Here is a 20,757-nt window from a genome sequence, read left to right on the forward strand (position 1 = left end):
CGGTAATCGAAGCCATACGCCAGCGCATGCTGCGGCGCACTAGGATCTTGCGGAAGGGTGGTCCCCTGACTCCGCGCCTCGGACGAGGCGCGGAGCGGTGTTGCGTTATTTCTTAAGCGCGCGCGAGAAAGCGTCGGCGAACGCGCTGTTGGACGGGGCGGCAGCCTGCTTCGGTGGCTGGGGCGCACGGGCACCGCCACCCTGCCCGCCGCGACGATTGCCGCCACCCGCAGGGGCGTCGTCGCGCTGACCGGGGCGACCACCGCGCGCTTCGCCCGGCACATCATCCAGGCGCATGCTGAGTGCGATGCGCTTGCGCGGCAGGTCGATCTCCATGACCTTCACCTTGACGATGTCGCCCGCTTTCACCGCATCGCGCGGATCCTTGACGAAGGTATGCGACAGCGCCGACACGTGGACCAGACCGTCCTGATGCACGCCGATGTCGACGAACGCGCCAAAGGCGGCGACATTGGTCACGCGTCCTTCGAGCACCATGCCGACGGTGAGATCCTTCAGGTCTTCCACACCCTCGGCAAAGCTCGGCGCGACGAACTCCGGACGCGGATCGCGGCCGGGCTTTTCCAGTTCCCTGAGGATGTCGCGCACGGTCGGTACACCGAACTTCTCATCGGTAAAGTCTTCCGCCTTCAGGCTGCGCAGGAACGACGTATCGCCGATCACCTGCTTCACCTCGCGACCGCACTGCTTGAGGATGCGCTCGACGACGGGGTACGCCTCGGGATGCACGGAGCTGGCGTCGAGCGGGTTGCTGCCCGCGCTGATGCGGAGGAAGCCGGCGCACTGCTCGAAGGCCTTGTCGCCAAGGCGCGGTACCTTGAGCAGGTCCTTGCGGCTGGGGAAGGGGCCGTTCGCATCGCGATGCTTGACGACGTTCTCGGCGACGCTGCTGGACAAGCCGGCGACACGCGCGAGCAGCGGGGCGGACGCGGTGTTCACGTCGACGCCTACGGCGTTGACGCAGTCTTCGACGCGTGCGTCGAGTGCGCGCGCCAGCTTCACCTGGTTGACGTCGTGCTGGTACTGGCCGACACCGATCGCCTTCGGCTCGATCTTGACCAGTTCCGCCAGAGGATCCTGCAGTCGGCGTGCGATCGACACGGCGCCGCGGATCGACACGTCGAGTTCGGGGAATTCCTTCGATGCGAGCTCCGACGCGGAGTACACCGACGCGCCAGCTTCGCTGACGACGACCTTCGACAGATTGAGGTCGGCGTGCTTGCGCATCACTTCACCGGTCAGCTTGTCGGTCTCGCGCGAGGCGGTTCCGTTACCGATGGCGATCAGGTTGACGCCGTGCTGCTTGCTGAGCTGCGCGATGCGCGCGACCGACTGATCCCACTGGTTGCGCGGCTCGTGCGGATAAATGGTGTCGTACGCGAGCAGCTTGCCCGTGGCGTCGACGATGGCGAGCTTGCAGCCGGTCCGGATGCCCGGATCGAGGCCCATCACGGTCTTGCCGCCGGCCGGAGCGGCCAGCAACAGGTCCTTGAGGTTTTCACCGAAGACGCGGATAGCCTCGTCCTCGGCGCCTTCGCGTACGCGACCGAACAGGTCGAGCGTCAGGTGCAGGTGCAGCTTGACGCGCCAGGTCAGGCGCACGGTCTCGCGCAGCCAGGCGTCGGCCGCGCGGCCCTGGTTGACGATGCCGGCGCGTGCGGCCACGCGGCCCTCGCCCTCGGCATGGCCCTGATCGGCATCGACGGCGGGGTTGAGGTCGATCTCGAGCACGCCCTCGTTGCGGGCGCGCATCAGCGCGAGCAGGCGGTGCGACGGAATCTTCGAGACCGACTCGGCATGATCGAAATAGTCGCGGAACTTCGCGCCTTCGTTCTCCTTGCCGGGCACGACGGTGGCGCGGATCTGGCCGTTCTCCCAGAGCCAGTCGCGCAGTTCGCCCACCAGGGTGGCGTCTTCAGCGATGGCTTCCATCAGGATGGCGCGCGCGCCGTCCAGTGCGGCCTTTACGTCGGCCACGCCCTTGTCGGCATCCACGAAGGCCGCGGCGACGGTTTCCGGGTCCTGCGTGGGATCGTCGCGCAGGCCGAGCGCGAGGGGCTCGAGGCCGGCTTCGCGAGCGATCTGTGCCTTGGTACGGCGTTTGGGCTTGTACGGAAGGTAGAGATCCTCCAGGCGGGCCTTGGTGTCGGCGCTGAGGATGTCGGCCTTGAGGGCGTCGGTCATCTTGCCCTGTTCGGCGACGCTGTCGAGGATCGCGGCGCGACGGTCTTCCAGCTCGCGCAGGTAGCGCAGGCGCTCTTCGAGCAGGCGAAGCTGGATGTCGTCGAGACCGCCGGTGACTTCCTTGCGGTAGCGGGCGATGAACGGCACCGTGGCGCCACCGTCGAGCAGTTCCACCGCCGCGCGCACCTGTTCGGGCTTCGCGGCGATGTCCTGGGCAATACGTTGTTCGATGCTCTGCATGACTTTCCTGTGCTTTGACTCAGCCGGCCGGCATGTCGGGCCGGGCCGCCGATGATAGCAAGCACAGGTGGTAACCCGGCCTCCGGGCCGGGGCAGGTCGGGCAATCAGGCGTCGAAGCTGCCGTTCGTCCCGGTACGTGGGGCTTGCACGGCGGCCTTGTCCGCGCGACCCAGTACGACGTAGGTGCTGGCTAGGAGGTCATGGACCCCCTGCTTGCGCTCGGTGAAGGCGGCGACCACGTAGAACACCATGGGTACCAGCAATGTCACGGCATTGAACAGGCGAACCACGTTGCGGGCGGCGGCGCGACCGATCGTCAGGCGCTGACCGCTGGCGTCGGTCACGCGGATGCCGCACGCGAGCTTGCCGGGCGTGGCCTGCCACTTCGAGCTTTCGAAGAAGGCGTAGTAAGCGAAACCGATCACCAGCAGCACATAGGAGATGGGTTGCACGGCCTCGGCGTACGCCTTGATCGCGCCGGCCTGATCGTGTTCGAACTGCGCCATCATCGACGCCATCAGGCTGCCTAGCCCCATCATCAGGCTGATGACGGTGAAGGGGACCATCAGGATGATGTAGTCGATCACCCAGGCGCCGAAGCGCAGCCAGAAACCGGCGTACTCCGGCTCCACGGCGGCCTCGTTGATTCCCATGAAGGGCGGCGGCGGGGGCGGCACGACGCCGGGCGCGGGGCGGTCGTCGGGAAAGAGTTCGCCCAGGGGGCGCCAGTCGCTCATGCCCTCGTACCAGCCGAGTTCCTCAGGACGGCAAGTGCCGTCCCGCAGCCACTGACGGATCTCGTCGTCCGCGTAAGGCCCGAACCGCTCGCCGTTTCGTCCGATCCACACTTGCATGCTGCTGTCTTCCCGCCTTAACCGATGAGGCGATGATGCCAGATGGGTGCGTCATCCGCCGCCTGCTGAAAGCCACGGTGGTCTCGCCTGGGCTCAGGCGGCTCGTCGTTTCAGGTGCACCAGCAGCAGCGAAATCGCCGCGGGAGTGACGCCGCTGATACGTGAAGCCTGGCCGATGGTCGCCGGCAGCGAGCGCTTCAGCTTGAGCAGTACCTCAGCCGACAGGCCACGCACGCGGTCGTAGTCGAAGCTCTCGGGGATGCTGGTCGACTCATGACGGCGCTGGCGCTCGATCTCCTCACGCTGGCGCTCGAGGTAACCCGAGTATTTGGCCTGGACCTCCACCTGGGTCGCCACTTCGGCGTCGTCTACCGCCGGACCCAGTTCGGGAACGGCGGTCAGCGCCGCGTAGTCCATCTCCGGCCGACGAAGCAGGTCCAGTGCGTGTGTCTCGCGACTCACGGCGATGCCCAGCGAGCGCTGCACGGCCGCGCCAAGCGCGTTGGCGGGTGCGGCCCAGAGTCCACGCAAGCGGGCGGTTTCGCGCTCGGCGGCGTCACGCTTGGCTTCCAGACGGCGGAAGCGGTCTTCCGACACGACGCCCTTCGCGTAGCCTTGCGCGGTCAGACGCAGGTCGGCGTTGTCTTCGCGCAGATGCAGGCGATATTCGGCCCGCGAGGTGAACATGCGGTACGGCTCGATCGTGCCGTTGGTCGTCAGGTCGTCGATCAGCACGCCCACGTAAGCCTCGTCGCGGCGCGGATACCACGGCGCGTCGCCGCGTACGCTCAGCGCGGCATTCATGCCGGCGATCAGGCCCTGAGCCCCCGCTTCCTCGTAACCCGTGGTGCCGTTGATCTGGCCGGCGAACCAGAGGCCGGGAATGGCCCGGGTTTCCAGCCAGGGATGCAGGCCGCGCGGGTCGAAGTAGTCGTATTCGATCGCATAGCCCGGGCGCGTGATGTGGGCATTCGCGAAACCGGGAATCGAACGGACCAGTGCGTACTGCACATCGAAGGGCAGTGACGTGGAAATGCCGTTCGGATAGATCTCGAACGTATCGAGGCCCTCGGGCTCGACGAAGATCTGGTGGGAGGTCTTGTCCGCGAAGCGAACGACCTTGTCCTCGATCGACGGGCAGTACCGCGGGCCTACGCCCTCGATCTGTCCGCTGTACAGCGGCGACCGGTCCAGCGAACCACGGATCAGGTCGTGCGTCGCCTCGGTCGTGTGCGTGATCCAGCAGCTGACCTGGCGCGGATGTTCCGCCGCCGAACCCATGTACGAGAAGTGCGGCATCGGATCGTCGCCCGGCTGCTCGGCCAGCAGCGAGAAGTCGATGCTGCGGCTGTCGATGCGCGGCGGGGTACCGGTCTTCAGGCGGTCGGCGGCGACCGGCAACTCGCGAAGCTTCGCGGCCAGCGTCGAGGCTGGCGGATCGCCCGCACGGCCACCGGCGTACTGCGCGCTGCCGATGTGAATCTTGCCGGCGAGGAACGTGCCCGCGGTAAGCACGACGGCGGGCGCGTGGAAGTCCAGGCCCATCTGCGTACGTACGCCGGCCACCCGGCCATCTACCAGGATCAGGTCGTCGACCGCCTGCTGGAACAGCACCAGATTGGGCTGCGTCTCGACGATGGAGCGAATGGCGGCGCGGTAAAGCGCACGGTCGGCCTGGCAGCGCGTCGCGCGGACGGCCGGCCCCTTGGACGCGTTGAGCGTCCGCCACTGGATACCGGCCCGATCCGCCGCATGCCCCATAGCGCCGCCAAGAGCATCGATTTCCTTGACCAGATGCCCTTTGCCGATGCCGCCGATGGCGGGATTGCAGCTCATCTGCCCGATCGTTTCGATGTTGTGGCTGAGCAGCAGGGTTCGTGCGCCGGCGCGTGCGGACGCAAGCGCCGCCTCGGTGCCGGCGTGTCCGCCACCGACCACGATGACGTCGTAGGTTTCTGTATGCAGCATGGGAATGGTTCGCGCGAGGCCTGCCCGCATTTTACGCCAGCAAGACCGTGTAGGTTGGCACGCGTTATGCTTTCTAAGTCAGGCACTTCACCTGGGCAGACGCTGCGCGATAACACGCGCGCCGAGACCGAACGACAGGGGTTTGGTCGTGTGCCGGAGGGAGGAAGCGGGATGTGGGCAAGGATGCCCCATTCGACTTATCGAATGAGATCTGGCGCCCGGCGGTCTCAGGAACAGGGGGAATCCAGGATGACCGTGCTGCCGGGCGCCAGAAACCGTATGACTGGCACAAAGAGCCGCAGCATCAGCTGCGGCTTTCTTCGTTGGGTGAGAATCTACACCGTTCGAATGAACTGTGTGTGACTTTTTCGTCAACCAAGTGCTCTGTTTCGGCAATTGGTGACGCGGTGCGTCAGTTTTTTACGTGGCGCCGCGTCAGCCCATGGCCACCCGAGCCAGGATGTCGGTAAGATCCCGCGACAAATCCTTGCGCGCCGCGAGTTCGGCCACGACCGCATGGGCAGCCTCCCGTCGTACGGGCTCCAGCCGCTTCCAGCCATTGAATGCCGTCGCCACGCGAGCGGCCACCTGCGGATTGAGCGCGTCGATGGCGACCAGGCGATCGCCCAGCCAGCGGTACGCGGCACCATCGGCGCGATGAAAGCCGCTGGGATTGGCGCGGGCAAACGTTCCGATCAGCGACTGCACCCGGTTGGGGTTCTTCAGCGTAAAGGCGACATCGTGCTCGATGGCCTGAACGCGGGCGAACGCGCCATCGCCGGGCAACTGCGCCTGCACGGCAAACCACTTATCCAGTGCAAGGGCATTGCCCTCATAGCGCTGACGGAAGTGGGCGATGGCGGACGCGGCTGCCGCCGGGTCCAGGGTCGCCAGCGTGCTCAGGGCGGCAAGACGGTCGGTCATGCCCGGCGCCTCGTCGTACTGAGCGCGTGCCAGCTTTGCGGCGGTGTCCTTGTCGACCAGGCCGAGCAGGTCGAGTACGCGCCGTTTGAGCTGGCGTCGGGCCTGACTGACTGAATCGAGACTGGCGCTGGTCGCCGCGCGCAGGGTGTCGTAGCGCGTCCGCAGCGTCGATGCGCCGATGCGCGTCGCCAGTGCGCGCAGCATGCCCTGACGGGCCTCGCGAATCCGGTCGGGGTCACGTTCGGCCTGACGCTCCACCAACTCGATCTCACCGGGCGGGGTGAGCAGTTCGGCGAGCAGCGCATCGTCCATCGCCGGGTCGGCGAACAGGTCGGCCAGCGCCGCTGTCCACGCCCCGATGGCGGCGCCCGTGGTTCGACCGTCACGGACATCGTCATAGGCCAGGCCGGCCAGTTGCTGGCCCGCCTCCCAGCGATTGAAGCCGTCCACATCGTGACGAAGCAGCACGGCCAGTTCATCCGGCGCGTAATCGAATTCCAGGATGACCGGGGCGGAAAAGCCGCGCAGCAGGGAGGGCACCGGAACGGCGTCGAGGTCCTCGAAGACGAAGGCATGCTCCGCGTCCCGCAGCACCAGCGTGCGCTCGGTCTCGCCGGTGGCATCTTCCCCCTCCAGGCGGAGCGGCAAGGCCTTGCCCGAGCGATCGAACAGCGACAGGCGGACAGGCACGGGAAGCGGCTGCTTGGTCGGCTGACCCGCGCTCGCCGGCGTACGCTGACGAAGCGTCAGGCGGTAGCGTCGCTGTGCCGCGTCGTAGCGGCCCTCGGCGGTCAGGCGCGGCGTGCCGGCCTGGCCGTACCATGCAAGATAGGGCGAGAGATCCGTGTCGTTCGCCTCGCCCAGCGCGGCGAGGAAATCCTCGATGGTCGCGGCGTGACCGTCATGCCGGTCGAAGTACAGATCCATACCCCGGCGGAAGCCGGCCGCGCCGAGATGCCCGGCGAGCATGCGCACGAGTTCCGAGCCCTTCTCGTACACCGTCGCGGTGTAAAAGTTGTTGATCTCGCTGTACTGCGAGGGGCGTACCGGATGCGACAAGGGGCCGGCGTCTTCCGGGAACTGCGCGCGGCGTAACAGGGCGACGTCTTCGATGCGCTTGAGCGGCGCCGAGTTCATGTCGGCGGAGAAGTTCTGCTCGCGGAAAACCGTCAGGCCCTCTTTCAGGCTGAGCTGGAACCAGTCGCGGCAGGTGACGCGATTGCCGCTCCAGTTATGGAAATACTCGTGGGCGACCACGGCCTCGACGTGACGGTACTCGTCGTCGGTGCTCGAATCCGGATCGGCCAGCAGGTATTTCGCGTTGAAGATGTTGAGGCCCTTGTTCTCCATCGCGCCCATGTTGAAGTCATGCGTGGCGACGACGTGGAACACGTCCAGATCGTAATTGCGACCGTACGTCTGCTCATCCCATTTCATGCAGCGAATCAGCGAATCCATCGCGTAGTCGCAGCGGTCGATGACATCGGCCTCGGCCCAGATGTGCAGCGCGACGGCACGGCCGTCCGCGGTGGTGTAGTCGTGGCTGATCCGCTCCAGATGCCCGGCCACGAGCGCGAACAGATAGCTCGGCTTCGGATGCGGATCGACGAAGCGTGCCCAGTGCCGCCCGTCGGGCAGATCACCGGCACCATCGGGATTGCCGCCGGCGAGCAGTACGGGGAAACGGGCCTTGTCCGCGCGCAGTTCCACCGTGTACTTCGACTGGACGTCGGGGCGGTCCGGGAAGAAGGTGATATGCCGGAACCCCTCGGCTTCGCACTGAGTGAGAAGAAAACCCTTCTCGCGGCTACCGGAAAGGTAGAGACCCTCGAAGGCCGTGTTCTCGGCCGGCCGCACGGCGACCCGTGTGCCGATCGTGCAGCGATCGCCTTCGATTGCGATCTCCAGCAGGCCGTTGGCGAGGATGTACTCACCCTCGACCAGACGGCGTCCGTCGACCGTCAGTTCGAGCAGTTCGAGGCCTTCGCCATTGAGGCGGACCGGTTCGTCGGCGCGGCGCCGGAGCTCGAGCGTCGCGGTGACCTCACTCCGGTCGATACCGAGATCGAAGGTCAGCGCGGTGTGCTCGACCGTCCAGGCGGGTGCCCGGTAGTCGGCCAGGCGGATGACAGTGGTGGGGGCGTCCGAACGATCGCTCATGGCTGGCACAACACATCTTCTTGTCTGACAGGCAGGCTAACATGCGGCCAGATCCGTCAAAAGGAAGCCTACCCATGTCCCGTTTCACCGTGACGCGCTCCACCCTGGGCGCCAACGAACTGGTTGTGCTGGTCGATGCCGACGCGGATCGCGAAGTCCGCATCGCGCGCCGTGGCGCCACCGTGCTGTCGATCACCACGCGCGCAGGCGGCGTGCAGCGCAACATCGCCGATGGCTTTCGGGACGAGAACGAGCTGGTGGGCCACAAGGGCTCGCGCTTCGCGATCATGACGCCCTTCGCGAATCGCGTGAACGACTCGCGCTACACCTTTGAAGGAAAATCTTACGATTTGCAGCCCGGTGCCGTCGGTGCCGACCGTGCGGCTCGTCACGGCTTTCTGCGCGGCGTTCTTTTCGACGTGCAGAACGAGCAGGGTGACGACGATAAAGCGTCGGTCACGTTCGCCACCCCGGTGATCCGTCCGGACCTGCAGCCTGGCTATCCGTTCTCGCTCGACTTCAGCGTGACCTTTACGCTCGACGAGCACGGCCTGACGGTCGATGCGCGTACGCGCAACGTCGGTGACAACGCGGCGCCGACCTTTTTCGGCTGGCACCCGTACTTCCGCCTGTCGGACAACCCGATCGAAGGCTGGGAGCTCGAAGTGCCCGCCGACAAGATCATCGCGACGGACGAAGGCTTCATTCCATTGCCGGGTACGCGTGCGTGGCAGTCCGTGGACAAGGCGGATCGTCAGTTCGACTTTCGCAAGCCGCGGGCCATCGGCGCGACGGCGCTGAATCATACCTATGCAGACCTTCAGCTCGGCACCGACGGCAAGGCGCGTACGCGCCTGCGCGATCCGGCGACGGGCGCGGCGATCGCGGTCTGGCAGGAGAAGGGCGTCATGCTCGTCTTCACCTCGGATACGGCGGAGCGCGACGCGCGTAAGTCCGTCGCCCTCGAACCTATGGAGTGCATGCCCGATGCCTTCAATCGCGATGACTGCGCGCCGTTGATCACGCTGGCGCCGGGCGAGGAACGTCGCTTCATCTGCGGTGTGGAGTTCGACGCGTGACAGGGCCGACCTTCGCGGATGTGCGTGATGCCGCCGCGCGTATCGCGCCGTATGCCCTCGTGACACCGGTGCTGCGCAGCGACCGCATCGACGCGCTGGTCGGTGCATCGATCGTGTTCAAGTGCGAAAACCTGCAGCGCGGCGGTGCGTTCAAGTTTCGTGGCGCCACGAACGCCGTCTGGTCACTCGGTGACGAGGAAGCCGCGCGCGGTGTGGTGACCCATTCGTCCGGCAACCACGGCAATGCGCTGGCGATGGCGGCACGTACCCGGGGCATTGCCGCCCACGTCGTCGTGCCTGAGGGCGCGGTGAAAGCCAAGGTGGATGCGATCGCCGCAGCGGGCGCGACCATTCACCGTTGCGCGCCGACGACCGCGGCGCGCGAAGCGGCGGCCGCCGAGATACAGGCGCGGACCGGCGCCGAACTGGTGCACCCGTATGCCGATCCGCGCGTGATGGCGGGTCAGGGAACGCTCCTGCCCGAACTGCTCCGTCAGGCACCTGGCCTCGACACCATCCTGTTTCCCGTCGGCGGTGGCGGTCTGGCTTCCGGATGTTCGATCGCCGCGCACGGCATCGATCCAGGCATCGCCTTGTTCGGTGCCGAACCGGAAGGTGCCGACGACGCGGCGCGTTCGCTCGAGAGCGGACGGCGGGTCGGGCCGTTCACCCCGGAGACGGTATGCGATGGCTTGCGCACGCTGATCGGCGAACCGAACTTTCACGTCCTTCGCGAGCATGGCGTCAGCGTACTGCGCGTCAGCGACGGCGAAGCGATCGACGCCATGAAGCTGCTGTGGACGGAGCTGCGCATCGTTGTGGAAGTATCGAGCGCCACGGTGCTCGCCGCCATGCTGCGTTATCCCGACCGTTTCGCCGGACGTCGTGTGGGCGTCGTGCTTAGCGGTGGCAATGTCGATCTCGACGCACTGCCCTGGTAGCTACCGCCGTCCCGCCCACAGACTGACGGAGACGCCCAGTGTCGGTGCGGGCGGATGCACTTCGATGGTGTTCCCCGCATTCGCACGTTCCCAGCCTGTGTTCGCGGACATCGTCGTGTGCGTCCGGCTTCATATGCTTGTCCCCCTTCGGACGAACCGTGAGGTGGGGACATGCGCTGCGACTGGGCGGAGCGAAGCGAGGTGGAGCGTCGGTTCCACGACACCGAGTGGGGCGTGCCGCTGTATGACGACACGCGCCTCTTCGAGCATCTGACGCTTCATGGCGCGCGCGCGGGTCTCGCCCTGCGTCTGGTGCTGGATAAGCGTGAGAATTACCGCCGCGCTTTCCATGGTTTCGACATCGGGCGGGTGGCCGCGATGAGCGACGCCGAGCTTGCGGCCCTCGCGCTCGACCGCGGACTGATACGACATCGCCTGAAGCTCGCATCCGTGCGCGGCAACGCGCGTGGATGCCAGCGTATTGTCGAAGACACCGGCTCGCTGTCGGCTTACCTGTGGGACTTTGTCGGCGGCGCGCCGGTGATCCATGCATGGCAGCGGGCGGGCGACGTCCCCTGTCGCAGTGAAGCGTCGGACCGGATGAGCGCCGCGTTGCACCAGCGTGGGTTTCGCTTCGCGGGTACCGCGCTCTGCTACGCGCTGATGCAATCCGCCGGCATGGTCAACGACCATCTGGCGCGGTGCGAGTGCTCGCGATCAGAACGGCGTCTTGCGCCGTGAGCCACGCAGGTTTTCGATGGGAAAGCTTGCGATCTCACCGCCGCCTTCGCGGCGCGACTGACCCGCGGGCGGACCCCATGCGTGCGCGGTGACGACTTCCCAGGTCGACGGAATGACGCCGTCGCTTCGCATGGCTTCGTACGCGTCGATCATGCGCTTGTAGTGCTGTTTGCCGGTAAGGCCGCGCGCACGGTCGGCATCGGCGTTGTTGGCGCCCAGGCCCTTCAGCTCGTCGAGCACGGCGCGCGGCGTCGGGTATGTCAGGGTGTAGCGCTCGGCGAACAGCACCGGGTCCTTCAGTCCCTGCGCGAGCATCGCGTCGCCGACATCGTGCATGTCGAGAAAGCGTGCCACATGGGCGTGCTGATCGGCTTCGGCCCAGGCGGCACGCAATTCGGTCAGCGTGTCCGGGCCAAACGTCGAGAAGGTGAGCAGGCCACCGGGCTTGAGCACGCGCGCGCACTCGGCGAAGAGTCGCGACAGGTCCTCGCACCACTGAAAACAGAGATTGGAGAAGAGGATATCGACGCTCCGATCCGGCACCGGCAGTGTGTACGCATCGGCGACGACGCGGCCGAACGGTTTCAGCCAGCTGGCATGCTGCTTCGCCTGCTTCAGCATCGGCAGCGCGAGGTCGACCGCGATCACCTGGGCCTTCGGATAACGCTTCTTCAGGGCGGCGCTGCCGCGTCCCGTTCCGGCGCCCACGTCGAGTACGACCTCGGGCACCTGCTCGAAGATCTCCAGGCGCTCGACCAGTGTCGACTGCACTTCGCGCTGTAGCGCGTCGTGTTTTTCGTAGGTGCCTGCGGCACGGCCGAAGTTACGTCGGACCTGGCGTCGATCGAAATGGAAGTCGCTCATGGATTCGCGTCGGTGAACTGCGTGAGGACTTCCGCCACGGCGGCGGCGTGTCCGATAAAGGGGGCGTGCCCGGCATGGGCGATTTCTTCGAACCGTCCACCGGCCGCTTGCGCGGACCAGCGCATCGTGTCGGGATGGACGATGCGGTCGCGACGACCGGCTATCCAGAGGCTCGGGCGAGCGATCTCGTGCAGGCGCGGTCGCAGGTCGGTGGCCTCGAGGAGTCGCAGGCCTTCCATCAGCACGCGCGGATCGGGCTCGCCGCGCGAGAACGCCTCGTCCTTCAGGCGTCGCGCCTCCGCGCGCGGGTCGGCGCTACCCATGGCTTCGAGTGCGATGAAGCGTTCGACCGTCGCGCGGTAGTCCGCATCGAGGTCCGCCGCCAGCTTCCGCACCATCGCTGCATCGTTGCCATGCGGCCAGTTCTCGTCTTTCACGAAGCACGGCGTGGAGCACATCGGCACCACAGCGCGGACGTGGTCAGGCAGGTCGAGTGCCGCCACGAGCGCGACCAGTCCACCCATCGACCAGCCCAGCCACACGGCGGGCGGGGTGACTTCGGCGATGGCTCGCGCGCATGCCAGCGGCTCGAGCGGGATGTCGGAGTCGCGGGAATAACCGTGGCCCGGCAGATCCACGACATACATCGTGAAACGGTCGGCGAGCGATTCGATCAGTGGCGCGAGGATACCGCCGTGCATGGCCCAGCCATGGATCATCACCAGCGGCGTCGGGCCGGTACCATGCGTCTCGATATGCAGGCCGGTCATGCGGCGGGGCTCGGCGCCAGGCCCGGGTCGACCGCGCCGCGATCGTCGAAGACGAAGCAGTCGCCGCGCCAGTGCGCGCCTCCGACTTCCTCGAAGTATTTGAGGATGCCGCCTTCGAGCTGGAAGACGCGATCGATACCGATCCCCGCCATGTGGATGGCCGCCTTCTCGCAGCGGATGCCGCCCGTGCAGAACGACACCACCGTCTTGCCATCGAAACGCGCGCGGTCGGCGGCGACGGCGTCGGGAAACGCCGTGAAGCTGGCGATGCCGTACTCCACCGTGTTCTCGAACGTGCCGGCCGCCACTTCGTAATCGTTGCGCGTATCGACCAGCACCACTTCACGGCCGTCATCGTCATGGCCCTGATCGAGCCAGCGGCGCAGATCGGTCGGCAGGACATGCGGCGCGCGGCCCGCCCCGGGGCGGATCGCAGGCGCGCGCATGGTGATGATTTCCTTCTTCAGGCGTACGCGCATGCGGCTGAACGGCACGTCGTCCGAAAGGCTCTCCTTCGGTGCGATATCCGCGAAGCGGGCGTCCTCGTGCAGCCAGGCCATGAACGACGCGATGGCCTCACGCGGCGCGGCCAGAAACAGGTTGATCCCTTCCGGCGCCAGCAGGATCGTGCCCTTCAGCGCAAGGGCGTCGCAGCGCGCGACAAAGCGCGCGCGCAGGTCGTCCAGGTCGTCCAGGGCGACGAACTTGTAGGCGGAAATATTGAGGATCGACATGGGCATGGCGTGGGGCGTGCGGTCGTCCATTATACGACCACGTCCTGCCGGGGGCGGGGCAGCGCCGCCAGGGCGCCCAGCAAGCCGTCGATGCGGTCGGGCGTATGTGTCGCGGACAGCGTGATGCGCAGGCGCGCCGCTCCGCGAGGCACCGTCGGCGGGCGAATCGCCACCACGAGGAAGCCGGCGGCCTCGAGCGCGCGCGCGGCGGCCATCGCGTCGTCCGCCCCGCCGATCAGCAGGGGCTGGATCGCCGTGGGGGAGGGCATGAGCGACAGCCCGATCTGGGCCGCTCCCGCCCGGAAACGGGCGATGTTCTCCCGGAGACGCTCGCGCCGGCCTTCCGGATCCCTGCGGACCAGTCGCAGTGCGGCTCGCGTGCTGGCCGCGAGCGCCGCGGGCATCGCCGTCGTATAAATGTAAGACCGGGCAAACTGAACGATCGCCTCGATGACCGCGGCGTCGCCGGCGACGAAAGCCCCGGCGCTGCCGAAGGCTTTTCCCAGCGTGCCCATCAGGACGGGCACCGCGCTCGCATCGAGCCCCGCCGCCGCCACCGAGCCCGCGCCCTCCGGGCCGAGCACGCCCAGGCCGTGCGCGTCATCCACATAAAGCGTGGCCTGGCGCTCGCGACAGACCCGGGCCAGTTCGGCCAGCGGGGCGATATCGCCGTCCATGCTGAACACGCCATCGGTCGCCACGAGGGCGGGCAGGTCCGGGCGTGTATCGAGTTGCCGTGCGGCGGCCTGCGCGTCGCCATGGCGATAGCGGCGCAGCTCGGCGCCGGCGAGATGGGCGCCGTCCAGCAGGCTGGCGTGGTTGAGGCGGTCCTGGACGCAGAGGGCCGCCGGTTTGCCCGGCGAGGGCATCGCGCCGGCCCCGAGCAGGGCCTGCAGGGCGCCGAGGTTGGCCATGACGCCGGTCGAGAAGAGCACGGCGCGTTCGCGGCCCGTCCAGTCGGCCAGTTCCTCTTCCAGCGCGGCATGTTCGCCGCGATGCCCCGAGACGAGGTGCGCGGCTCCGGTGCCGACGCCTTCAGCGAAGGCGCTGCGGGACATCGCGGCGATCAGGTCGCGATGTCCGGCCAGCCCGAGATAGTCGTTGCCACAGAAGTCGATGAGCACGCGCCCGTCGATCATGCGACGGGCGCCGCCCAGGCTTTCGCAGGTTCGCGCGCGTCGCAGCAGGCCGGTCTGCTCGCGCGCCGCGCGCGCGGCCTCCAGTCGGACGAGGAGGCCCGGCCGGTTCACGCCGCGTCGGCGCGTTCGACGATGTCCGCGTGCACGGTGCCCGGCTCGATCTCGACTTCCATCGGCTTCAGACCGAGGCGCTCGAACAGCCGACGGTCGTGCTCCACATCGGGATTGCCGGTCGTCAGCAGCTTCTCGCCATAGAAGATCGAATTGGCGCCCGCGGCGAAGCACAGCGCCTGGAGAGCGTCGTCCATCGACTCACGGCCGGCCGAGAGGCGGACGACCGAGGCCGGCATGAGGATGCGGGCGACAGCGATGCTGCGCACGAACTCGAACGGATCCAGTGCCTCGGTGCCCGCCAGCGGCGTACCGGCGACCTGCACCAGGCGATTGATCGGCACGGACTCCGGATGTTCGGGCAGGTTCGCCAGGGTCATCAGCAGGCCGGCGCGCTGGGCGCGCGATTCACCCATGCCGACGATACCGCCGCAGCAGGTCTTCATACCGGCGTGGCGCACATGCTCCAGCGTGTCCAGGCGGTCCTGGTACTCGCGGGTGTGGATGATTTCGCCGTAGAAGTCCGGCGACGTGTCCAGGTTGTGGTTGTAGAAATCGAGGCCGGCGGACTTCAGCGTATCGGCCTGCGGCTGAGTGAGCATGCCCAGCGTGGCGCACGTCTGCAGGCCCAGGGCCTTCACCGCGCCGACGATTTCGGCGACTTTGGCCACATCCCGATCCTTCGGCGAGCGCCACGCGGCGCCCATGCAGAAGCGGCTGGCCCCCGCATCCTTGGCGGCCTGCGCCCTGGCGACGACGGCCTCGACGCTCATCAGCTTCTCGGCTTTGACGCCGGTGGCGTAGCGCGCCGCCTGCGGACAGTAGGCGCAGTCCTCGGGGCAGCCGCCCGTCTTGATGGAGAGCAGGGTCGAAACCTGCACGGCGTTGGGGTCGTGATACGCACGGTGCACGCTTTGCGCCTGGAAGAGCAGGTCGTTGAACGGCAGGGCGAAAAGGTGCTCGACCTCTTCGCGGGACCAGTCGTGGCGTAGGGCTGCGGTCATGGTGGGGATCCCGGGGACGAAGGCGCGCAGTGTGGAAAGGTCGGCTCACACTGTCAACCTTAACGGCTATACGCAGGTTTACGGTCGAACGACGTGTGCCGCCGTACGATGGGGACAACGACCTTCGCGGAGACCATCTATGAGCGCTGGACAAGGCAGCAGCGGCAACGTCATCGCCGCCGTTTGCAGTTTCTTTATCCCGGGCCTGGGTCAGCTGGTCCAGGGCCGCGTCTTCAAGGCACTGATCATGTTCGTGCTGGCGGCCCTCCTCTGGATCGTCTGGCTCGGCTGGATCATCCACCTGTGGTCGATCGTCGACGCCGCGATGTTCCGGCGGCGCGACTGACGCGGCCTGCGACGCATGGATGCGTCCCGGTACCGTCCGTGGCTGAACGCGGCGACGCGATTCCTCCTGTCGCCGCGTTGTCTGGTCTGCGAGGCCGACGGGATGGATGGCCGGGCGCTTTGCGGAGCGTGCGGTTCCGGCCTGGTCCGTAACGACGTCTGCTGCGGCCGGTGTGCTGTCCCGCTTCCGGTAGCCGTGGCCGAATGCGATGCGTGCCGCCAGCGCGAGAGGCCGTGGGCCGATCTCTGGGTGCCGTTCGTCTACACCTGGCCGATCGACGTGCTGGAGGCCCGTTTCAAGTTCGCGGGAAGCCTTGTCGCCGGGCGGGTGCTCGCCGACGCGTGGCTAGCCGCCGGCCAGCCGCCGACCATGCCCGAGCTCATCCTGCCCGTGCCGTTGCACACGTCCCGCCTGCGCTCCCGTGGCTACAATCAGGCGCTCGAACTCGCCCGTCCGCTGGGCAGGCATCTGGGTATTCCTGTCAGGCACGACGTGCTCAGCCGGGTGAAGCGGACTGCGGCGCAGACCGAACTCGACGCGCTCACGCGCGCGCGTAACGTTCGCGGCGCCTTCGACGTACGGCGCATGCCCCCGCAACGCCACGTGGCGTTGCTCGATGACGTCATGACCACGGGCGCGACGCTGGGCGAGTGCGCGCAGTTGCTGATCGAAGCCGGCATTCCTCGGGTGGATGTGTGGGCCCTGGCGCGCACGCCAGCGCCGGGCATGCCGCTTACAGGGCCAGCGCCACCACGATCCCCACCCACAACGCCAGGCCCACCCAGTTGTTCTGGCGGAACGCCGTAAGGCAGGCCTGGCGATCGCGGTCGCGCATGATCCATTGCTGCCAGGCGAAGAGCCCCGTCGTGGCGGCGAGCGCGAGCCAGTACGGCCAGCCCAGCCCCGAACGTGTGCCCACCAGCAGCATGGCGAGCAGGAAGGTGCCCATCAGGATGCCGATGATGACGAGGTCCGCATCGGCGAACAGGATGGCCGTGGATTTCGCGCCGGCCTTGATGTCGTCCTCGCGGTCGACCATGGCGTACTCGGTGTCGTAAATCACCGACCAGATGATGTTGGCGATGAAGAGCAGCCACGCCACCGGCGGCACCGTGTCGGTTACGGCGGCGAACGCCATCGGGATCGACCAGCCGAAGGCCGCGCCGAGCACCACCTGGGGCAGGTTGGTGTAGCGCTTGGAGAACGGGTACACCGCCGCGAGCGCCGCGCCGGCGAATGACAGCAGGATGGTAAGCGTGTTGGTAAACAGGACCAGCACGAAAGAAAAAACGAGAAGCCCGGCGAACACATAGAGCGCTTCGCGCGGCGTCACTCGCCCACTGGCGATCGGCCGTCCGGCCGTCCGCGCGACCTGAGGGTCGAGCTTGCGGTCGGCGTAGTCGTTGATCGCGCAGCCGGCGGAGCGCATGGCGAACACGCCGAGGGTGAAGATGATCAACGGGCCGACCGGCGGGAAGTCTTTCGCGGCGAGCCACAGTGCCCACCAGGTGGGCCACAGGAGCAGCAGCGCACCGATGGGGCGGTCCATGCGGGTGAGGACGAGATAGGCGTGGATCTTCTCGCGATGGGCCGCGGGCAAGCCCTTGAGCAGGAAGGCAAGCACGCGTTCGGCGCTGGTGGACGCGTCGGCGGGGCGTGCGGCTACGTCGGGCGCGGGCGCTACTGCTTTGCGCGCGGTGGTCGGCGCCTTGCGTCGCGGGGCTGGCTTCTTCGGTGTCGGACTCATGCCGTGAAGTCTAGCGGCTGAAGCGGTGACCGCGTCATCGCTTCGCGGGGATTCGCCGGCGGGACTGCGTCACACAGAAGCGAGTCTAAAAAAAGGGCGCCTCTCGGCGCCCGGGGTCGATCAAGGTTCCAGCGGCTCGATGGGATCATCGTTGACTGGCGGCTCAGGGTCCGCGTCGCGCTCCGGCTTATAGCTGCCGGGCTGGCGGATCTCATCTTCCGGGCGGTTCTTGCCCGGTTCGGCAAAGGGCGGCTGCGGGTTGGTCGGATTGTAGGGCATGGTGGGGACTCCACTTGCTACGAGGTCGGGGGACCACCGTAGGATCGGGTAAGTGAAGTCCCTGAGATCGCCCCATGAAACCTCAGTCGACGAGGGAGTCGAGGTTCTCCAACGTTTTGCGTACGCCCTGCTTTTCCAGCGACTCCACGTAGATGTCGTACTGCCTGCGGAATCGCTTGTCGCTGGCGGGCAACGGACCCACCAGTTCGACGCTTTCGATCAGCGCGTCTTTCGAACCGCTGTCGATCAGCGGCTGGACGAGACGCATCGCATTCGGTTCGCGCAACGGATACGTCTCGCCGTTGTCGTCCTTGCCTACACGTACATAGCGGTCGAAGGTCGCCAGCAGAAAAGCAACGCGGCGGGCATCTCTGCCGTCTTCCAGACACGCGGTAATCGTCGGCCCCAGGAACCCGGGGATCTTCGAGCCGCCATCGAGGCACAGCCGGTCAAGCTGGTCCGCGATCGACGCGTTGCTGAACCGGTCGAGCAGCTTCTTCTTGTAGGGCCCGAGATCCATGCCTGGCAGCGACTTCAGCCAGACGCCCGCGTCGTCGTCGAGAAAGGCGGTGAGGTACGCGTTGAACAGCGGATCCTTCACGGCGATGTCGACCCGACGGTGGCCGGCCAGGAAGGCCGGATACGCCAGCATCTGGTGGGAGCCGTTGAGCAGCCGGATCTTGGCATCCTCGTACGGCGCGACGTCGTCGACGATCTGCACGCCGTGCTTCTCCCACGATGGCCGACCGTGTCGGAACTTGTCCTCGAGTACCCACTGGATGAAGTCTTCGCAGACCACGGGCGCCTGATCGTCGAGGCCGGTCGCGGCATTGAGTTCGTCGCGCACCTTCGCCGGGGTCGCCGGCGTGATGCGATCGACCATGGCGTTGGGGAAGTCGACCTCCCGGTCGATCCATTCCGCCAGTTCGACCGACCGTGCCTTCGCGAACGCGAGCACGGCGCGCTTCGCCTGCGCACCGTTGTGACGAAGGTTGTCGCACGACATCACGGTGAACGCGTCCACGCCGGCGGCACGGCGCTTTTCCAGCGCGCCGACGATGAAGCCGAATACGCCCTTCGGCGTGTCCGGATGCTTCAGGTCATAGGCCACCGTTTCATCTTCGAGCCGGAACGTCCCGTGCTCATCGATCAGGTAGCCACCTTCCGTGATCGTCAGCGAGACGATACGGATGGCCGGGTCGGCGAGGCGGTCGAGCACCCTGGTACCGTCATCGGGCGCATACAGGTAGTCGACCATGGCGCCGACGACGTGCGTCGTCCGCTCGCCGCGTGGATCGTATTCGCTGACTGAATACAGGCCCTGCTGGGCCTTGAACGCCTCCGCCAGCGGACGGTCGTGCTCGAGCAGGTTGATGCCCAGAATGCCCCACGCATGCATCGCGGGATCGGACAGCGTGTGATGGGTATAGATCGCCAGGTGCGCACGATGAAACGCGCCGACGCCGATATGCGCGATGCCGGCGGTGACCTTCGTGCGGTCGAAGGGCGGTGCGTCGACGCCCTGGGGAAGGCGGTCGAGCGAGTCGTTACGGAGGGGGAAGGCCATGGTCAGACTCGTGGAGGATGATGAATGGCGACGTCGTTGGCATCGAAGACGTGAGCGTGCGTCAGGTCGAGGCGGATGCAGATGTCGCGACCGGCGCGGCGCTCGAAGTCGCCCTCAGCGCGCACCGTGATCGAGCCGACCTGCGGCACGTCGACGTACGCATAGGTTTCGCTGCCAAGCCGTTCGACGACGCTGAGCTTGCCGTTGATCGTCTCGCCGCTACCGTCGCCGTCACACACGCGAAGGTGTTCCGGGCGAATGCCGATGGTGACCTTGCCGGTGGCTTCGACGCCGGCCACGCTGACGGTATTGCCATTGGCGAGGCGGAACGTTCCGCCTTCGGCTGTCGCTTCGAGAAAGTTCATCTGCGGCATGCCCAGGAACCCGGCGACGAACTTGTTCACCGGCTTGTGATACAGCGCCATCGGTTTGCCGATCTGCTCGATACGACCGTGGCTGAAGATCGCGATGCGATCCGCCAGCGTCATGGCTTCGACCTGATCGTGGGTGACGTAGATCATCGTCGCGTTGAGTTCGGTGTGCAGCCGGGCGATCTCGAGGCGCGTCGCCGCACGCAGCGCGGCATCGAGGTTGGACAGCGGCTCGTCGAACAGGAACACGCGCGGCTCGCGGGTAATGGCGCGACCGATGGCGACACGCTGGCGCTGACCGCCGGAGAGTGCGGACGGCTTGCGGTCGAGGTACGGTTCCAGGGCGAGGATCTTCGTCGCCCTGGCCACCTTCTCGTCGATCGCGCGCTGGTCCATCTTCGCCAGTTTCAACGCGAACGACATGTTCTCGCGCACGGTCATGTGCGGATAGAGCGCGTAGCTCTGGAACACCATGGCAAGGTCGCGCTTGTCCACCGGCTTATCGGTGATGTCGTCCTTGTCGAGCAGGATCTGCCCGTCGTCGGCTTCTTCGAGGCCGGCGATCAGACGCAACGTGGTGGACTTGCCGCAGCCCGAAGGCCCGAGGAAGACGCAGAACTCGCGATCCTCCACGACGAGGTCGATGCCCTTGATGACGTCGACGCCCTCGAACGACTTGCGCAGCTGACGGATTTCCAGACGGGACATGGGT

The 20,757-nt window shown here is 66.7% G+C and carries 18 protein-coding genes; 5 read left to right on the forward strand and 13 right to left on the reverse strand.

Annotation, left to right across the window (positions count from 1 at the left end; genetic code table 11):
• Positions 1–105: 105 nt before the first annotated feature.
• The 4 genes from FA87_RS00745 to pepN form a co-directional block, all read right to left on the reverse strand.
• On the reverse strand, positions 106–2,445 hold the full coding sequence (locus FA87_RS00745) for a Tex family protein (protein WP_043691696.1): 2,340 nt from the start codon (positions 2,443–2,445) through the stop codon (positions 106–108).
• 105 nt (positions 2,446–2,550) lie between these two features.
• A complete protein-coding gene (locus FA87_RS00750; protein WP_051944089.1) occupies positions 2,551–3,300 on the reverse strand; it encodes an RDD family protein in 750 nt (249 codons plus the stop codon).
• Positions 3,301–3,393: 93 nt separating this feature from the next.
• Entirely contained in the window at positions 3,394–5,268 is a 1,875-nt protein-coding gene (gene mnmG / locus FA87_RS00755; RefSeq protein ID WP_043691699.1) for a tRNA uridine-5-carboxymethylaminomethyl(34) synthesis enzyme MnmG, read from the reverse strand.
• 435 nt (positions 5,269–5,703) lie between these two features.
• Positions 5,704–8,352 carry an aminopeptidase N gene (gene pepN, locus FA87_RS00760; RefSeq protein ID WP_043691702.1) on the reverse strand — a complete coding sequence of 883 codons (2,649 nt, stop codon included), beginning with the start codon at positions 8,350–8,352 and terminating at the stop codon, positions 5,704–5,706.
• 74 nt (positions 8,353–8,426) lie between these two features.
• Between pepN and FA87_RS00765 the strand changes: the two genes are divergently transcribed.
• The 3 genes from FA87_RS00765 to FA87_RS00775 all read left to right on the forward strand — a co-directional run bounded on the left by FA87_RS00765 (position 8,427) and on the right by FA87_RS00775 (position 11,113).
• Positions 8,427–9,431, forward strand: a complete 1,005-nt coding sequence (locus FA87_RS00765) for an aldose epimerase (RefSeq protein WP_036116607.1) — start codon at positions 8,427–8,429, stop codon at positions 9,429–9,431.
• Positions 9,428–10,372, forward strand: a complete 945-nt coding sequence (locus FA87_RS00770; protein ID WP_043691706.1) for a pyridoxal-phosphate dependent enzyme — start codon at positions 9,428–9,430, stop codon at positions 10,370–10,372. The genes FA87_RS00765 and FA87_RS00770 overlap by 4 nt, the downstream gene beginning before the upstream one ends.
• A 171-nt stretch (positions 10,373–10,543) precedes the next feature.
• Positions 10,544–11,113, forward strand: coding sequence for a DNA-3-methyladenine glycosylase I (locus FA87_RS00775; protein ID WP_043691708.1), 570 nt, complete (start codon positions 10,544–10,546; stop codon positions 11,111–11,113).
• Here the strand turns inward: FA87_RS00775 and bioC are convergent.
• From bioC to bioB, 5 genes are read right to left on the reverse strand one after another with little or no spacing between them, the layout of a single operon-like run.
• Entirely contained in the window at positions 11,090–11,977 is an 888-nt protein-coding gene (bioC, locus tag FA87_RS00780) for a malonyl-ACP O-methyltransferase BioC (RefSeq protein WP_043691710.1), read from the reverse strand. The genes FA87_RS00775 and bioC overlap by 24 nt on opposite strands.
• Positions 11,974–12,747, reverse strand: coding sequence for a pimeloyl-ACP methyl ester esterase BioH (bioH, locus tag FA87_RS00785; RefSeq protein ID WP_043691713.1), 774 nt, complete (start codon positions 12,745–12,747; stop codon positions 11,974–11,976). Before bioH ends, bioC begins: the two co-directional genes overlap by 4 nt.
• A complete protein-coding gene (locus FA87_RS00790) occupies positions 12,744–13,511 on the reverse strand; it encodes a sulfurtransferase (RefSeq protein ID WP_239708935.1) in 768 nt (255 codons plus the stop codon). The genes bioH and FA87_RS00790 overlap by 4 nt, the downstream gene beginning before the upstream one ends.
• Entirely contained in the window at positions 13,511–14,731 is a 1,221-nt protein-coding gene (bioF, locus tag FA87_RS00795) for an 8-amino-7-oxononanoate synthase (protein WP_043691715.1), read from the reverse strand. The genes FA87_RS00790 and bioF overlap by 1 nt, the downstream gene beginning before the upstream one ends.
• The gene (gene bioB / locus FA87_RS00800; RefSeq protein WP_036116596.1) at positions 14,728–15,735 is read right to left on the reverse strand and encodes a biotin synthase BioB; all 1,008 of its coding nucleotides are present in this window, start codon (positions 15,733–15,735) and stop codon (positions 14,728–14,730) included. The genes bioF and bioB overlap by 4 nt, the downstream gene beginning before the upstream one ends.
• Before the next feature lie 139 nt (positions 15,736–15,874).
• Between bioB and FA87_RS00805 the strand changes: the two genes are divergently transcribed.
• Positions 15,875–16,081: a hypothetical protein gene (locus FA87_RS00805; RefSeq protein WP_043691718.1), complete on the forward strand. Its 207-nt coding sequence runs from the start codon at positions 15,875–15,877 to the stop codon at positions 16,079–16,081.
• A gap of 15 nt (positions 16,082–16,096) precedes the next feature.
• On the forward strand, positions 16,097–16,888 hold the full coding sequence (locus FA87_RS00810) for a ComF family protein (protein WP_239708937.1): 792 nt from the start codon (positions 16,097–16,099) through the stop codon (positions 16,886–16,888).
• On the opposite strand, the gene ubiA is transcribed toward FA87_RS00810, so the two are convergent.
• From ubiA to FA87_RS00825, 4 genes are all read right to left on the reverse strand, one after another.
• Positions 16,815–17,828 (reverse strand): 4-hydroxybenzoate octaprenyltransferase, encoded by a 1,014-nt coding sequence (ubiA, locus tag FA87_RS00815; protein WP_081996417.1) that lies wholly within the window; start codon positions 17,826–17,828, stop codon positions 16,815–16,817. The two genes, FA87_RS00810 and ubiA, sit on opposite strands and share 74 nt — an antisense overlap.
• A gap of 120 nt (positions 17,829–17,948) precedes the next feature.
• Complete coding sequence (locus tag FA87_RS20590; protein ID WP_156128470.1) at positions 17,949–18,107, reverse strand: hypothetical protein; 159 nt, start codon at positions 18,105–18,107, stop codon at positions 17,949–17,951.
• 82 nt (positions 18,108–18,189) lie between these two features.
• Positions 18,190–19,674 carry a mannitol dehydrogenase family protein gene (locus FA87_RS00820; protein ID WP_052191063.1) on the reverse strand — a complete coding sequence of 495 codons (1,485 nt, stop codon included), beginning with the start codon at positions 19,672–19,674 and terminating at the stop codon, positions 18,190–18,192.
• A 2-nt stretch (positions 19,675–19,676) separates the two neighbouring features.
• The gene (locus FA87_RS00825; RefSeq protein ID WP_036116590.1) at positions 19,677–20,753 is read right to left on the reverse strand and encodes an ABC transporter ATP-binding protein; all 1,077 of its coding nucleotides are present in this window, start codon (positions 20,751–20,753) and stop codon (positions 19,677–19,679) included.
• Positions 20,754–20,757: the final 4 nt, after the last annotated feature.

This window comes from Luteibacter sp. 9133, assembly GCF_000800155.1.
GTDB lineage: Bacteria > Pseudomonadota > Gammaproteobacteria > Xanthomonadales > Rhodanobacteraceae > Luteibacter > Luteibacter mycovicinus.

Coding starts and splice junctions, on each gene's coding strand:
- FA87_RS00805 (WP_043691718.1), top strand. CDS start 15,875: ATGAGCGCTGGACAAGGCAGCAGCGGCAACGTCATCGCCGCCGTTTGC.
- bioC (WP_043691710.1), bottom strand. CDS start 11,977: ATGAGCGACTTCCATTTCGATCGACGCCAGGTCCGACGTAACTTCGGC.
- bioB (WP_036116596.1), bottom strand. CDS start 15,735: ATGACCGCAGCCCTACGCCACGACTGGTCCCGCGAAGAGGTCGAGCAC.
- ubiA (WP_081996417.1), bottom strand. CDS start 17,828: ATGAGTCCGACACCGAAGAAGCCAGCCCCGCGACGCAAGGCGCCGACC.
- FA87_RS20590 (WP_156128470.1), bottom strand. CDS start 18,107: ATGCCCTACAATCCGACCAACCCGCAGCCGCCCTTTGCCGAACCGGGC.
- FA87_RS00775 (WP_043691708.1), top strand. CDS start 10,544: ATGCGCTGCGACTGGGCGGAGCGAAGCGAGGTGGAGCGTCGGTTCCAC.
- FA87_RS00745 (WP_043691696.1), bottom strand. CDS start 2,445: ATGCAGAGCATCGAACAACGTATTGCCCAGGACATCGCCGCGAAGCCC.
- FA87_RS00750 (WP_051944089.1), bottom strand. CDS start 3,300: ATGCAAGTGTGGATCGGACGAAACGGCGAGCGGTTCGGGCCTTACGCG.
- bioH (WP_043691713.1), bottom strand. CDS start 12,747: ATGACCGGCCTGCATATCGAGACGCATGGTACCGGCCCGACGCCGCTG.
- FA87_RS00790 (WP_239708935.1), bottom strand. CDS start 13,511: ATGGACGACCGCACGCCCCACGCCATGCCCATGTCGATCCTCAATATT.
- FA87_RS00820 (WP_052191063.1), bottom strand. CDS start 19,674: ATGGCCTTCCCCCTCCGTAACGACTCGCTCGACCGCCTTCCCCAGGGC.
- FA87_RS00765 (WP_036116607.1), top strand. CDS start 8,427: ATGTCCCGTTTCACCGTGACGCGCTCCACCCTGGGCGCCAACGAACTG.
- FA87_RS00810 (WP_239708937.1), top strand. CDS start 16,097: ATGGATGCGTCCCGGTACCGTCCGTGGCTGAACGCGGCGACGCGATTC.
- FA87_RS00825 (WP_036116590.1), bottom strand. CDS start 20,753: ATGTCCCGTCTGGAAATCCGTCAGCTGCGCAAGTCGTTCGAGGGCGTC.
- pepN (WP_043691702.1), bottom strand. CDS start 8,352: ATGAGCGATCGTTCGGACGCCCCCACCACTGTCATCCGCCTGGCCGAC.
- mnmG (WP_043691699.1), bottom strand. CDS start 5,268: ATGCTGCATACAGAAACCTACGACGTCATCGTGGTCGGTGGCGGACAC.